Source organism: Thermomonas fusca (assembly GCF_005862345.1).
Lineage (GTDB): Bacteria > Pseudomonadota > Gammaproteobacteria > Xanthomonadales > Xanthomonadaceae > Thermomonas > Thermomonas fusca.
The window spans coordinates 149,446-162,438 of the sequence record NZ_SROY01000004.1 but is presented as its reverse complement, the minus strand read 5'-3'; the positions used below and the strand labels follow the sequence as shown (position 1 = coordinate 162,438).

The 12,993-nt window shown below is 70.0% G+C and carries 13 protein-coding genes and 2 tRNA genes; 3 read left to right on the top strand and 12 right to left on the bottom strand.

Features of this window, described 5'->3' with window-relative positions; all coding sequences use genetic code 11:
* Positions 1 to 15: 15 nt before the first annotated feature.
* Positions 16 to 735, bottom strand: coding sequence for a DUF8198 family protein (locus E5S66_RS10320; protein WP_138349126.1), 720 nt, complete (start codon positions 733 to 735; stop codon positions 16 to 18).
* Positions 736 to 821: 86 nt separating this feature from the next.
* Here E5S66_RS10320 and E5S66_RS10315 point away from each other — a divergent pair, with 86 nt between their 5' ends.
* The 3 genes from E5S66_RS10315 to E5S66_RS10305 all read left to right on the top strand — a co-directional run bounded on the left by E5S66_RS10315 (position 822) and on the right by E5S66_RS10305 (position 3,987).
* The gene (locus tag E5S66_RS10315; protein ID WP_138349125.1) at positions 822 to 2,087 is read left to right on the top strand and encodes a patatin-like phospholipase family protein; all 1,266 of its coding nucleotides are present in this window, start codon (positions 822 to 824) and stop codon (positions 2,085 to 2,087) included.
* A gap of 75 nt (positions 2,088 to 2,162) precedes the next feature.
* Entirely contained in the window at positions 2,163 to 2,822 is a 660-nt protein-coding gene (locus E5S66_RS10310) for a phasin family protein (protein WP_138349124.1), read from the top strand.
* A 190-nt stretch (positions 2,823 to 3,012) separates the two neighbouring features.
* On the top strand, positions 3,013 to 3,987 hold the full coding sequence (locus tag E5S66_RS10305; RefSeq protein ID WP_171033530.1) for a restriction endonuclease: 975 nt from the start codon (positions 3,013 to 3,015) through the stop codon (positions 3,985 to 3,987).
* Between the two features lie 241 nt (positions 3,988 to 4,228).
* Here the strand turns inward: E5S66_RS10305 and E5S66_RS10300 are convergent, their stop codons facing one another.
* The 11 genes from E5S66_RS10300 to E5S66_RS10250 form a co-directional block, all read right to left on the bottom strand.
* A complete protein-coding gene (locus E5S66_RS10300) occupies positions 4,229 to 4,882 on the bottom strand; it encodes a YceH family protein (protein WP_138349122.1) in 654 nt (217 codons plus the stop codon).
* Position 4,883: 1 nt separating this feature from the next.
* Positions 4,884 to 5,381, bottom strand: a complete 498-nt coding sequence (locus tag E5S66_RS10295) for a DUF1993 domain-containing protein (RefSeq protein WP_212745345.1) — start codon at positions 5,379 to 5,381, stop codon at positions 4,884 to 4,886.
* A gap of 213 nt (positions 5,382 to 5,594) precedes the next feature.
* Positions 5,595 to 5,668, bottom strand: a tRNA-Cys gene (locus tag E5S66_RS10290).
* Positions 5,669 to 5,791: 123 nt separating this feature from the next.
* Positions 5,792 to 5,867, bottom strand: a tRNA-Gly gene (locus E5S66_RS10285).
* Between the two features lie 47 nt (positions 5,868 to 5,914).
* Positions 5,915 to 6,487, bottom strand: coding sequence for a CDP-diacylglycerol--glycerol-3-phosphate 3-phosphatidyltransferase (pgsA, locus tag E5S66_RS10280; RefSeq protein WP_138349121.1), 573 nt, complete (start codon positions 6,485 to 6,487; stop codon positions 5,915 to 5,917).
* 9 nt (positions 6,488 to 6,496) lie between these two features.
* Positions 6,497 to 8,365: an excinuclease ABC subunit UvrC gene (uvrC, locus tag E5S66_RS10275; RefSeq protein WP_138349120.1), complete on the bottom strand. Its 1,869-nt coding sequence runs from the start codon at positions 8,363 to 8,365 to the stop codon at positions 6,497 to 6,499.
* 4 nt (positions 8,366 to 8,369) lie between these two features.
* A complete protein-coding gene (locus tag E5S66_RS10270; RefSeq protein WP_028838100.1) occupies positions 8,370 to 8,849 on the bottom strand; it encodes a low molecular weight protein-tyrosine-phosphatase in 480 nt (159 codons plus the stop codon).
* Complete coding sequence (gene kdsB / locus E5S66_RS10265; RefSeq protein ID WP_425472210.1) at positions 8,842 to 9,627, bottom strand: 3-deoxy-manno-octulosonate cytidylyltransferase; 786 nt, start codon at positions 9,625 to 9,627, stop codon at positions 8,842 to 8,844. Before kdsB ends, E5S66_RS10270 begins: the two co-directional genes overlap by 8 nt.
* Positions 9,628 to 9,788: 161 nt before the next feature.
* A complete protein-coding gene (lpxK, locus tag E5S66_RS10260) occupies positions 9,789 to 10,802 on the bottom strand; it encodes a tetraacyldisaccharide 4'-kinase (protein WP_138349119.1) in 1,014 nt (337 codons plus the stop codon).
* Complete coding sequence (gene msbA, locus E5S66_RS10255) at positions 10,799 to 12,550, bottom strand: lipid A export permease/ATP-binding protein MsbA (RefSeq protein WP_138349118.1); 1,752 nt, start codon at positions 12,548 to 12,550, stop codon at positions 10,799 to 10,801. The genes lpxK and msbA overlap by 4 nt, the downstream gene beginning before the upstream one ends.
* Positions 12,547 to 12,993, bottom strand: a complete 447-nt coding sequence (locus E5S66_RS10250; protein ID WP_138349117.1) for an ExbD/TolR family protein — start codon at positions 12,991 to 12,993, stop codon at positions 12,547 to 12,549. Before E5S66_RS10250 ends, msbA begins: the two co-directional genes overlap by 4 nt.

Genomic DNA, 12,993 nt, shown 5'->3' with positions numbered 1-12,993 from the left:
CTGCTGGCGCCTGCGTCAGCCGCCGCCGAACGGATCGCGATCGCCGGCGAACAGCCGCTGCATCGCCATCGTCTCGCTGCGCCGGATATCGCCGAGGAAATCGCCGACATCGCCCAGTTCGGCAAACGCCGCGCAGCCGCGTTCGAGGAAGGACTGCAGTGCGTCCAGCCCCGCCGCCCGCGCCGGCAGCCGCGACAGCCGCAGCAGCGAATGCACGCCGGGCAGCCGCAGGGCCTCGGCCAGGCCGTGCCCTACTTCATCGATCAGTTCGATCTGCCGCCGGCGCAGCCGCGGCAATCCCACCCGCCGGTAGGCGCGCGCATACAGCGCCACGTCCAGCGCCCGTTGGCGCGGTGACAGCGCCTGCAGCGCTTCGGCCATGCGCAGGTCCAGCGCATGGCTGAGCGCCGCCAGGGCGACGCCGTCGGCCACCGTTTCCAGCAGCGCCGCCGGCAGCAGCCGCTGCATCATCGGGATCACCCGCGCGATGTCGGCGTCACGGCGGCTGAAGTCATGGTCGCCATAGACGTCGGTCAGGAAGAACCGCGCCGCCGGACGCCGCGCCGGGTCGCGCAGGAAGACATCGAAACTGCGTTCCAGCCGCTGCGCCTGCCATGCCTGCAGCGGCTTCAACCAGGCCAGATCGTTGCGCGACTCCAGCGCCGGGTCGAACAGGCGCTGGTGCAGCGCCAGCCGGCGTGCCAGCCGGGAATGCAGGTCGGTGCGTGGTTGCATGGGCGCAGTGTCGGCGCGCGCCGGTTCCCGACGCAATACTCAAGGACGCTCCGCTACACTCGGGAAAACCCGCAAGAGCCGCCCGCATGCTGTCCCTGCACGCCGCCAACGCCCCCCGCCCGACCCATGATCCGCCGCGGATCGGGCTGGCGATCGCGGGCGGCGGGCCGGTCGGCGCGATGTACGAACTGGGCGCGCTGCGCGCGCTGGACGAAGCCTGCGACGGCCTCGACCTGACCCGGCTGGACTGCTACGTCGGGGTCAGTTCGGGCGCGTTCTTCGCCGCCGGCCTCGCCAACCGGATGGACACCGCCGAGCTGTGCCGGATCTTCATCAGCGGCGACAGCGAAGACGTGCAGTTCCGCCCGGAGACCTTCCTGCGCCCGGCACTGGGGGAATACCTCAAGCGCGCCGCAGCCACCCCGCAACTGGCCGCGCGGCTGCTGCGCGACGTGTGGTCGGGCCGCACCGATTCGCGCTGGTCGGACCTGCTCAACCGGGTCGGCAGCCTGGTGCCCACCGGGCTGTTCGACAACGCCGAGGTCGAGCGCTTCCTGCGCGACGTGTTCTCCCGGCACGGTCGCAGCAATGACTTCCGCATGCTCGACCGTGCGCTGTACGTGATCGGCGTGGACCTGGACAGCGGCGAGGCGGTGCGCTTCGGCGATGTCGGTTGGGACGAGGTGCCGATCTCGCGTGCGGTGCAGGCCAGCGCGGCGCTGCCGGGGCTGTATCCGCCGGTGGAAATGGCCGACCGCGCCGGCCGCACCCGCCATTTCGTCGACGGCGCCCTGCGCCGCACCATGCACGCCTCGGTGGTGCTGGACCGCGACGTCGACCTGATGCTGGGAATCAATCCGCTGGTGCCGTTCAATCCCGGGAAAGACGCCAGCGAGGACGCGCAGGCGCACCGCTTCAGCGACCGCCGCATCATCCAGGCCGGCCTGCCCGGCGTGCTGTCGCAGACCCTGCGCACCATGCTGCAGTCGCGCATGCAGGTGGGACTGGCGCGCTACCCGCAGCAGTACCCGGGGATCGACCAGGTGGTGTTCGAACCCAATGCCGCCGACCGCGAGCTTTTCTACACCAACATCTTCAGCTTCTCGGCGCGGCGGCGGATCTCGCAGCTGGCTTACCGCAACACCCTGACCGACCTGCGCGAACGCCGTTCGCAGCTGGAACCGGTGCTGGCCCGCCACGGCATCACCCTGCGCGAGGAGGTGATCGCCGACCGCCCGCGTTCGATCCTGGCGCATCTGCCGCCGGCGCCGCGCGTCACCGACGCCACCGCCCGGCTCACCCACGCCCTGGACGACATCGAACGCAGCCTGCGCCGCCGCGGCATGGTGTGAATGCTCTAGACGGTCGTCCGATCCTGCGCTGCAATCCTTATCACGCATGCGTCGCCACGACGCGGGGAGTACGCCATGGCCAAGCTCAAGAAGTCCGCCGCAAAGACCGCACGCAGCACCGCCCGCAAGGCAGGCACCAGCAAGGCAGCCACCGGCAAGCCGCGCGCCAGCATCAACCCGAAGTCGATCACCGAATCGGCGCAGCAGATCTGGCTGGCCGGGATGGGTGCGTTCAACCGCGCGCAGTCCGAGGGCAGCAAGCTGTTCGAAACCCTGGTGCGTGACGGCCTGTCGTTGGAGCAGACCGCGCGCAAGTTCGCCGGCCACCGCGCCACCGTGGTTCGCGACGCAGTGGAAGGTCACGTCGATCAGGCCCGCGAACGCGCCGCCGACACCTGGGACAAGCTGGAAAAAGTGTTCGAGGAGCGCGTGCAGCGCGCGCTGGTGAAGCTGGGCGTGCCCGGCCGCGATGACCTCAACGCCCTGACCGATCGGGTGGAGCGCCTGACCGATGCGCTGCGCAAGTCCGGCGGCAGCATGCCGGCGCGCAAGCCGGCCAAGCCTGTCGCCAAGACCAAGCCGGCCGCCCGCAAGCCGGCCAAGGCCGCGGGCAAGGTCGCCAAGCCCGCCGCCAAACCCGCCACGAAGAAGACCAGCAAGGTCGCCAAGGCTCGCAAGCCGGCCAAGGCGCCCGCACCCGCCGCCGCCGCCAGCAGCGACACCGGCAACGCCTGATCCCCCTGCGCTGGCCGGGTCCTCGGGCCACCGGCCACGCCTCGCGACCAGCGCTTGCGGCCACCCCGCCCATCTGCATCGGCACGTCCGGCCCTCTGAAAACGGCCGGGCGTGTCCTGTCCGCACCTGCGTTCCACGTTCCAGTGGGTATAGTGGCGCCGCCCACGTCCTCCGCTGTACGAACCGCATGATGCCTACCCTGATCGCCCTGATCGTCTTCGCCCTGTCCGGCCTCGGACTCACTGCCTGGTTGCGCCGCAATCAGGCCGCGCGACCGGCGCCCGCATCCACGGAGCGCAGCGCCGACGAACTGAGCAAGCTGCGCTGGCGCGACTTCGCCAAGCTGGTGCTGCAGGTGATGCGTGCGCGCGGCTATCGGGTCGCGACGGAAGAAGGCCTGCCCGCCGACGGCATCCCCACCGATGGCAGCGACATCGTGCTGGAGCGCGAGGGCGTTCGCACCCTGCTGTCCTGCAAGTACGGCAGCGGGGCTGTGGTCGGCGCGCAGGCGCTGCTGGGGTTGGCCAAGTCCGCCACCCTGCGCGGCACCGGTGAAGTCATCGTGGTCACGCCTGGCCGTTTCGAAGAAGAAGCCGCCCGCATCGCTCGCCAGCAAAACATCGAACTGATCGACGGACAAAGCCTGTGGCCGGAAGTGCGGCCCTACGTCAGCGGCGGGACCGCACCCGCCGAAGCCGTGCCTTCAAATGCCACCGCAACCAGGATGATCGGGCTGGCCTGGGGCGGCGCCGCGGTGATCGGCGGCCTGGCCTGGATGCTGGCGCAGGGCATGCAGCCCGTCGGCGGAGATGCCGCGCCGCAGATCGACGCGCCGGCGCACGCCATCGCGCACACCGCCGCAACCACGCCGCAGCCGACGCCGCAGCCGACGCCGGTCAGCGTGGTCCCCACCGAACCGGCCGCGCTGGAAGCGCGCAGGCGCGAAGCCGCCAACGCCATCACCACGCTGTTCGGCGTCGATCGCGCGCTGTGGTCGACCCAATCCACCCTGCTGGTGTATCTGTCCGCGGAAGACGTCGACCCCACCACCGACCTGTGCCCGCTGCTCGAGCGCTACCCGGAACTGGCGGCCTCGCGCGTGCAGCTGCAGCCACCGGCCGGCAGCAGCAAGCCGGTGCGCTTCAAGCAGTGCCGCACGTACTAGAAAAAATGGCGCCGGGAACGAGGCCATGCCATGACGATCGCCACCCATGAGATCGCGGCTGCCGACATGTGCAACAGCAGTGTCGGCATCGGGGCGGACTGGACGTTGAACAGCCTCGCGCCTTGCGTGGCCACGTAGATCGCCGCCACCAGGGTCAACTCGAAGGGACGCGGATTCCGGCACACCGCGCCGAACGCCAGCCTAACGCAAACACTTGTCAGCCGATGCGCCCGCGGGCGCCTCATTCCCTGGCGCCGACACCCCTCGCCAGCCGCTCGACCTGTTCGCGCAGCGCAGCCATCTCGGCTTCCAGCGCCAGGACGCGTGCCGCCAGCGTTGACGTCGCGGGGTCGGCAGCGGGCCTGACCTGGCGCGCGGCAACGGTTTCCACGTCCACCGGCCCGCACAGCAGGTGTGCATACCGATCCTCGCGCTGGCCCGCACCGCGCGGCAGCTGCACCACCAGCTGACGCAGGGTCAGCCGTTCCAGCTGGTGGCGCACATCTTCGGCCTCGGTAAAAGCATGCAGGCGTTCGCTGCGCGCCAGCAATTCACCTGAGGTCTGCGGGCCGCGCAGCAGCAGCAAGCCCAGCAACGCCACCTGCGGCGGCGACAGGCTGAAATGCAGCGCGGTGCAATGTTCGTAACGTTCCGCCCGCGAGGAAAACACCCGCTTGGCCAAGCCTTTGGCCTCCAGCTGGCGCAGCGCGTGGTTCACCGCACCCGCCTCCAGCGCCATCACCGGCTCGCGCGCGGTTTTCTGGTTGGCCGCGCCCTGCGCCGCCGCGATGGTCAACGGATACACATCCGGCGTGGTCGCTTCCTTCTCGATCAGGCAGCCCAGCACCCGCGCTTCGGCGGCGCTGAGCAACAACGGGGCATCGGCGGCGTCCATGTCAGTACGCGCCCATGTAGTCCTTCTTGCCGATTGCCACGCCGTTGTGGCGCAGCAGATCGTACGCGGTGGTCACATGGAAGAAGAACTGCGGCAGCCCGTATGCCAGCAGGTAGGCCTGGCCACCGATGCGGCGTTCTTTGGGGGTGCCCGGGCGCAACAACAGCTCGCGCGCTCCACTGCCATCGAAAGCCGCCACGTCCAGGCCGCCGATGAAGGCCAGCGTTGCTTCGATCCGCCGCCGCAGGTCTGCGAATGTCGCATCGCCCCCCTCGTAAGCCGGCACCTCTGCGCCCGCAAGCCGCGCCGACACGCTGGCGGCGAAGTCACATGCGATCCGCACCTGCCGAGCCAGCGGGAACATGTCCGGGAACAGGCGCGCCTGCAGCAGCGCGGCCGGTTCGATCTTGCCATCAACCGCGTGCGCCTCTGCCTTGGACAGGACGCCCGCCAATGCAGCGAGCATCTGCTGGAACACGGGAACGGAGGCGGCGTGCATCGAGAGGGTCATGGGCGGTTCCGACGTATGGGGAACTGCATGGTAGCCGCCGCGCCGCGCGCGTGCGCTCGATCTGGCCCGATGCAGGAGCGGCCCGCGCATCATGCAATCGCGAGCCTCCAACGCGATCAGGGATTTCGCGATGCCACGACCACCGCGATGGACCCGTTACTCCAGACAACAAAAAACCCCGCCGAAGCGGGGTTTCATGTTTGGAGGCCGAGGTCGGAATTGAACCGGCGTACGCGGATTTGCAGTCCGCTGCATAACCACTCTGCCACCCGGCCGGATGACGTTTCGCACTTCGATTCTTCCACATCGCGCGACCTCTGGCGACATCGAACAACCTGCGTGCGCACCGGGACATGTCCCGGAAAAAGCGAAGCCCCGCGAACGGGGCTTCTTGAATCTGGAGCGGGAAACGAGACTCGAACTCGCGACCCCGACCTTGGCAAGGTCGTGCTCTACCAACTGAGCTATTCCCGCGTTGAGCCCGCCATTCTACGGGATTTTTTCAGTGCGTCAACACCTTCTCACAAACTTTTTTCATCATCCGCGCGCAGCGCCGGCCAGGCCGCGCGCACGTACTCGAACCCCGACCACAGGGTCAGGATGGCGGCCGCCGCCAGCAGCCATTCGCCGACCACGAAGACCGGGATGCCCAGCAGCGGCTCACGATAGAGCAGGAAGCCCAGCGCGATCATCTGCACCGTGGTCTTGATCTTGCCAACCAGCGCCACCGCCACCTTGGCGCGCTGCCCCAGTTCGGCCATCCACTCGCGCAGCGCCGACACCGCGATCTCGCGGCCGATGATGACGCTGGCCCACAACGCCATCCACACGGTGTGGTGGTGCTGCACGGTGATGACCAGCGCGGTGGACACCATCAGCTTGTCGGCGACAGGATCAAGGAAGGCGCCGAACTTCGAGAACTGCCGATAGCGGCGCGCGATCCAGCCGTCCAGCCAGTCGGTTGCCGCCGCCGCCACGAAAACCACGGTCGCCGCCACGTTGGACCAGCGGTAATCGAGGTAGTAGATCGCCACCAGCACCGGGATCAGGGCGATGCGCGCCAGCGTCAGCCAGGTCGGAATGGTCAGGGTCATGCGCGCATTCTACTTGCCGCCCTCACCCGTGGCGGCATCCGTGGCCAGGCCATGCAGGCTGTCCCACAGGCGCTGGGCCAGCGCGCGATTGATGCCTTCGACCTTCGCCAGTTCGTCCACCGGCGCTGCCTTGAGCCCCTGCAGGCCGCCGAAGTGCTTCAGCAGCGCCGCGCGGCGGCGTGGGCCGATGCCGGCGATGTCCTCCAGCCGGCTGCTGCTGCGTGCCTTCTGGCGCTTGCCGCGGTGACCGGTGATGGCGAAGCGGTGGGCCTCGTCGCGCACCTGCTGCACCAGCTGCAGCGCGGGCGAGGCCGCGCCCGGCTGCACTTCGCGGCCGTCCGCCAGCAGCAGGGTTTCCGCACCGGGCCTGCGCTCCGGGCCCTTGGCCACGCCGACCAGCGCGACCCCGGTGATGCCGGCATCGGTCAGCACGTCGCGCGCCTGCGCCACCTGCCCGGCGCCGCCGTCGATCAGCAGCACATCCGGCAGGACCGCGTCCGGCTCGCCTTCGGCAGCGGAACGGAAGCGGCGCTGCAGGGCCTGGTGCATCGCCGCGTAATCATCGCCGGGTTCGATGCCGGCAATGTTGTAGCGGCGGTACTGCTTGCGCACCGGACCCTGCGCGTCGAACACCACGCACGAGGCCACCGTCGCCTCGCCCATGGTGTGGCTGATGTCGAAGCATTCGATCCGCGCCGGTAGCGCCGGCAGATCCAGCAGTTCCTGCAGCGCCAGCGCGCGCGCCTGCTGTGCGCTGCTGCTGGCCAGCTCGGTTGCCAGCGTCAGCTGGGCGTTGCGGCGGACCAGCTCCAGGTGTGCCGCGCGCTCGCCGCGCACGCTGGTACGCAACTCGACCCTGCGGCCGGCATGTTCCGACAGCGCCCGCTCGATCAGCTCGCGCTCAGGGATGTCGCCGTCCAGCACGATCTCGGCGGGCGGCGGCTGTTCGGCGTAGTACTGCGAGACGAATGCGGCCAGCACCTCGGCGGCGCTGTCCTCGCCGTTGGTCTTCGGGAAGAACGCGCGGGTGCCGAGGTTGCGACCGTCGCGGAACGCCAGCAGCAGCACACAGGCGGCGGCGCCCTGCATGGCCACGCCCAGCACGTCGAGATCGGCGCTGCGGCCGTCCACGTATTGGCGGGCCTGCAGCTTGCGGATGGTGGCGATCAGGTCGCGCAGGCGCGCGGCCTGCTCGAACTCCAGCGCATCGCTGGCGGCCTGCATCGCCGCGCCCAGTTCGTCGCCCAGTTCCCGGCTGCGGCCTTCGAGAAAGAGCGTGGCGCGACGCACCGAATCGGCGTAGTCGCGCTCATCCACCAGTCCCACGCAGGGCGCGCTGCAGCGGCCGATCTGGTACTGCAGGCAGGGCCGGCTGCGGTTGCGGAACACGCTGTCCTCGCAACTGCGCAGGCGGAACAGCTTGTGCATCAGGTTGAGCGTCTCGCGCACCGACGCGGCGCTGGGATAGGGGCCGAAATAGCGCCCCGGGATCGCGCGCGGGCCGCGATGGAAGGCCAGCCGCGGCCATTGCTCCTTCGTGAGCAGGACGAAGGGATAGCTCTTGTCGTCGCGCAGCATCACGTTGTAGCGCGGCTGCAGCGATTTGATCAGCTGGTTTTCCAGCAGCAGCGCATCGGCTTCGCTGCGGGTGACGGTGGTTTCGATGCGCGCCACCTGCGCCAGCATCGCCATGATGCGGGTCGGCTTCGGGGTGGCGTTGAAATAGCTGCCGACGCGGTTGCGCAGGGCGCGCGCCTTGCCGACGTAGAGCAGGCCGCCGTCGGCGTCGAACATGCGGTAGACGCCGGGCGCCAGCGGCTGCGAGGCGGCGAATTCGCGGCCGTCGAATTCCGGTACTGGCGAACTGCGCTTGCCCATCGGCTCAGAACCGGCCCTGGCGCACCCGCTCGACGATGCCCTGCGCGGCGGCATCGACCAGCTTGAACGCCTGCTCGAAATCGCGCGCATTGCCGTAGTAGGGGTCGGGCACATCCTTCTTCCCTACCCCGCTCCATTCCAGCAGCAGCTCCACCTGCGCATGCGAGGTGCGCGGCTTGCGCATGCGCGCATCGTGCAGGATGGTGCGGTCGGCGCAGAGGATGGTGTCGAACTCGTCGAAGTCCTCCAGCGACAGCCGGCGCGCGCGCAGCGCAGCGATGTCCACCCCGTGCTTCGCCGCGCAGGCGATGGCGCGCTCGTCCGGCGGGTGGCCGATGTGCGAGCTGCCGGTGGCCGCGGAATCCACCCGCGCGCGCGCCGACAGGCCCGCCTCTTCCAGCCGCAGGCGCAGCACGCCTTCGGCGGTGGGCGAGCGGCAGATGTTGCCGAGGCACACCATGAGGATGCCGGTGGCTCTAGCCATGATCGATTCCTGAACCCTGTTGCTTGAAGATGTTATTTGCGCGCGCCAGATCTTCCGGCGTGTCCACGCCCGGCGGGAACGGCGACGGCGCCAGCGCAACGGAAATGCGCCAGCCTGCTTCCAGCGCGCGCAGCTGCTCCAGCGCTTCGAGTTGTTCCAGCCGGCCCGGCGGCAGCGCCGCGAACGCGCGCAGCGCGGAGACGCGGTAGCCGTAGATGCCGATATGGCGCAGCCACTGGCCCGCCGGCATCGCGCTGCGGTCGCGGGCGAAGGCATCGCGCGGCCACGGCACCGGTGCGCGGCTGAAGTACAGCGCATCGTCGTTGGCAGCGCGCACCACCTTGACCGCGTTCGGATCCAGCAGGGTATCCACCGCGTCGATCGGCGTGGCCAGGGTGGCGATGCCGGCGCCGCTGTCGGCGACCGCGCGCGCGACGCAGGTGATGCCGTCGGCCGGCGCGAAGGGCTCATCGCCCTGCAAATTCACCACGATGGCGTCATCGGCCCAGCCTGCGATGCCGGCGCATTCGGCCAGCCGGTCGGTACCGGATGCGTGCGCGGCCGAAGTCATCGCGACCCGCACGCCGCTTTCCTGCAGCGCATCGGCGATGCGGACGTCATCCGTGGCCACCCACACCTCGCGCGCACCGGCGGCCAGCGCGCGGCGGGCGACGTGCAGCACCATGGGTTCGCCGCCAATCGGCTGCAGCGGCTTGCCCGGCAGGCGGGAGGCGGCGTAGCGGGCGGGGATGGCGACGATGAAATCGGGGATTTGCATGGATTGGATTATCGCCGGTCGCCGGCCTGCCGGGGTGTGCCTCGCCGCTCAGGCTTGGCGTCCGGCCACGATGCGCGGCCACAGGCCATCCATGGCCTGCTCGGAGCACCCCCCGGCAGGCCGACGACCACCAAACGGAATCGCATTCCGGGTGTAGAGCATTACGGCAGCGGCTGCGGCAGACGCCCCAGCAGCGCCTGCCAGAACGCCTCCGGCAGCTGCGCCGCCACCGGCACCGCATGCCAGCCGGGCTGGACGAACGCCATGCACTTCACCGCGTCTTTTTCGGTCATCAGCACCGGCAGCTGGCTGCCGAACTCGAAGTCCGCGGGCGTGTAGACGTGGTGGTCGGGGAAGGCATGCGGCACCACGCCGATGCCGGCATCGCGCAGCATCGAGAAGAAGCGCTCGGGCTCGCCGATCCCGGCCACCGCATGCACGCGCTGGCCGGCAAACGCCGCCAGCGGCAGGCCGCGGCCACCGACAAGCGGTCGCAGTTCACCGATGCCGAGACGCATCGGCCATTCGCCGGCGCAGGCCGCCGCGGCATCGTCTGCGGCCACGCCCAGATTGAGCACGCGCAACGCGCAATCGGCCGCGCGCTCCAGCGGTTCGCGCAGCGGGCCGGCCGGCAGCAGCAGGCCGTTGCCGTAGCGGCGGCGCGCGTCCTGCACCTCGATCTCGATATCGCGCGCCAACCGGTAATGCTGCAGGCCGTCGTCGCAAACCACGATGTCGCAGCCGGCGGCGGCAAGGGCAATGGCCGCGGCGGCGCGGTCGCGATCCACCCGCACCTTCGCGCCGCTGGCATGCGAAATCAGCAGCGGCTCGTCGCCGCACAGCGCTGCATCCATGCCCGCCTCGACCCAGCGCGGGGTCGCCGCATCTTCCCGCCCGTAGCCGCGGCTGGCCACGCCGGGGGTCCAGCCCGCCGCGCGCAGCCGCTCGACCACGGCCAGCACCAGCGGGGTCTTGCCGCTGCCGCCCGCAATCAGATTGCCCACCACCACCACCGGCACGCCGGCCTGCCGGGGCCGCAACAGCCCGCGGCGATACGCCAGCCGGCGCAGCGCCACCGCGCCGGCATACAGCGGCGCGATCGCGCGCGCCCACAGCGGCGGGGTGCTGCCGTCGAACCACCACGCGGGCGTCTGCGGCAACCGCGGACGGCTCAAGCCGCGCCCTCCCGGAACTGCGCGGCATGCAGCTGCGCATACACGCCGCCCTGCGCCAGCAGCTGCGCATGGGTGCCCTGCTCCACCAGCCGGCCTTCCTCCAGCACCAGGATCTGGTCGGCGTGCTCGACGGTGGACAGGCGATGGGCGATGACCAGGGTGGTGCGATCCGGGATCAGCTGCGCCAGCGCTTCCTGCACCAGCCGTTCGGACGCGTTGTCGAGCGCGGCGGTGGCCTCGTCGAGGATGAGGATCGGCGCATCCTTCAGCATCGCCCGGGCGATGGCCAGGCGCTGGCGCTGGCCGCCGGACAGCTTGCCGCCCTTGACCCCGATCTGCGCCTGCGTGCCGCCAGCCAGGCGCTCCACGAATTCCATCGCGTTGGCGTCGCGCAGCGCCTGCGCCACACCCTGCTCCGGCGCGCCGCCCAGCTCGCCGTAGGCGACGTTGGCGGCAACCGTGCCGTCGAACAGCATCACCTGCTGGCCCACCATCGCCAGCTGCCGGCGCAGGTCTGCCAGCGGGTAGTCGGCCAGCGGATGGCCATCGAGCAGAACCTGCCCGCCATCCGGTTCGTAGAAACGCGGAATCAGCTTGACCAGGGTGGACTTGCCGCCGCCGGAACGGCCGACGATGGCGGTCACCGTGCCGGGGCGCGCGGTGAAGCTGACGCCGTCCAGCGCCGGCCGCGGCTGGTCCGGATAGACCAGGCGGACGTCGCGGAACTCGATCAGCCCGCGCGCGCGCGTCAGCGGGCGGGTGCCGGCATCGATCTCGTCGTCGGCATCCAGCACCGAGAACAGCCGCTCGGCGGAAGCGACACCGCGCTGGAGCATGCCCTGCACGTTGGTCAGCTGCTTGAGCGCAGGGATGATCGCCAGCATCGCGATCATCAGCTGCACGAAGCCGCCGGCGGTCAGCCGGCCTTCCAGCGCCTCGCGGCCAGCGAAGAACAGCAGCACGGCCAGGCCAACCGCGCCGGTGAGCTGCACCACCGCCGAGGAAATGCTGCGGGTGGCCTCGACCTTCAGGCTCAGGCGCAGGTTGTGGTTGGCCAGTTCGGCATAGCGCTGCAGCTCGGCCGCACGGGCGCCGTAGACCTTCACTTCCTGCTGGTTGGACAGCGCCTGGTCGGCAGCCAGCATCATCTGCGCCGAGGTTTCCTGCACGCGGTGGCCGAAGCGGCGATAGCGCCGGCCCACCTTGTCCATCATCCACGCGATCAGCGGGCCCAGCAGCAGCACCGCCAGCGTCACCCGCCAGCTGGCGTAGAGCATCACCGCCAGCATCGCCACCACCTGCAACGACTGCTGCAGCATGACCTTGGCGGAATCGACCACCGCCTGCGCCACCTGGTCGCTGTCGGAACCCAGCCGCACCAGCATCGACGGCACCGGCTCGGCGTCGAAGCGCAGGCCCGGCAGGCGCAGGTACTTGTCCAGCGCGTTCACCCGCATGTCGCGGGCGATGCCGCGCGCAGCCTTGGCCATGTACAGGTCGGTGGCGTAGCCGGCCACCCCGCGCACGACGAAGATGCCGATGATGGCGAGCGGCAGCAGCAGGCCGTAGTCCTGGTTACGGGCGACAAAGGTCTCGTCGACCATGGGCTTGGTCAGCAGGCCGAACGCGCCGGCGGCAACGCCTTCCAGCACCAGCCCGAACAGCGCCACCAGCAGCACCCCGCGATAAGGCGTGGCCAGGCCGCGCAGGCGCCGGTAGATCGCCCACGGGGAGGCGGTGTCGCTCATGCGCCCTTGCCCTTGCCCGTCGCGCCGGCGGCGGCCGGGGTGGTGGCGTTGGCGACCTTGCGGAAGCCGAGCTGGGCCAGCGCCTCGTAGGCCGTCACCACCGCCTGCCAGGGCGTGCGCGCATCGGCGCGGATCAGCACCACGCGCTGGCGGTCGTCGCCGGCCACGTCGCGCAGCGCCTGCTTCAGCGATTCAACGTCGGTGCGCAGCACTTCGCGGTCGCCGACGAAATAGCGCCCGTCGGCATTGATCAGGATGCCCAGCGGCTGCGCCTGGGCTTCGGCCGGCTGGCCGTCGGCGCGCGGCAACTCGAGCCTGAGCACCGAGCGCGCATCGAAGGTGGTGGTGACGACGAAGAAGATCAGCAGGCACAGCACCACGTCGATCAGCGGCACCAGGTTGATCTCGGGGATGTCGTCGTCGCGACGGTCGGCGATCCGCAT

What these genes read in the sequence shown, in the direction of transcription:
- E5S66_RS10320 (WP_138349126.1), bottom strand. Translation starts at nt 735, where the DNA reads ATGCAACCACGCACCGACCTGCATTCCCGGCTGGCACGCCGGCTGGCG.
- E5S66_RS10315 (WP_138349125.1), top strand. Translation starts at nt 822, where the DNA reads ATGCTGTCCCTGCACGCCGCCAACGCCCCCCGCCCGACCCATGATCCG.
- E5S66_RS10310 (WP_138349124.1), top strand. Translation starts at nt 2,163, where the DNA reads ATGGCCAAGCTCAAGAAGTCCGCCGCAAAGACCGCACGCAGCACCGCC.
- E5S66_RS10305 (WP_171033530.1), top strand. Translation starts at nt 3,013, where the DNA reads ATGCCTACCCTGATCGCCCTGATCGTCTTCGCCCTGTCCGGCCTCGGA.
- E5S66_RS10300 (WP_138349122.1), bottom strand. Translation starts at nt 4,882, where the DNA reads ATGGACGCCGCCGATGCCCCGTTGTTGCTCAGCGCCGCCGAAGCGCGG.
- E5S66_RS10295 (WP_212745345.1), bottom strand. Translation starts at nt 5,381, where the DNA reads ATGCACGCCGCCTCCGTTCCCGTGTTCCAGCAGATGCTCGCTGCATTG.
- pgsA (WP_138349121.1), bottom strand. Translation starts at nt 6,487, where the DNA reads ATGACCCTGACCATTCCGACCTGGCTGACGCTGGCGCGCATCGCCCTG.
- uvrC (WP_138349120.1), bottom strand. Translation starts at nt 8,365, where the DNA reads ATGGGCAAGCGCAGTTCGCCAGTACCGGAATTCGACGGCCGCGAATTC.
- E5S66_RS10270 (WP_028838100.1), bottom strand. Translation starts at nt 8,849, where the DNA reads ATGGCTAGAGCCACCGGCATCCTCATGGTGTGCCTCGGCAACATCTGC.
- kdsB (WP_425472210.1), bottom strand. Translation starts at nt 9,627, where the DNA reads ATGCAAATCCCCGATTTCATCGTCGCCATCCCCGCCCGCTACGCCGCC.
- msbA (WP_138349118.1), bottom strand. Translation starts at nt 12,550, where the DNA reads ATGAGCGACACCGCCTCCCCGTGGGCGATCTACCGGCGCCTGCGCGGC.
- E5S66_RS10250 (WP_138349117.1), bottom strand. Translation starts at nt 12,993, where the DNA reads ATGCGGATCGCCGACCGTCGCGACGACGACATCCCCGAGATCAACCTG.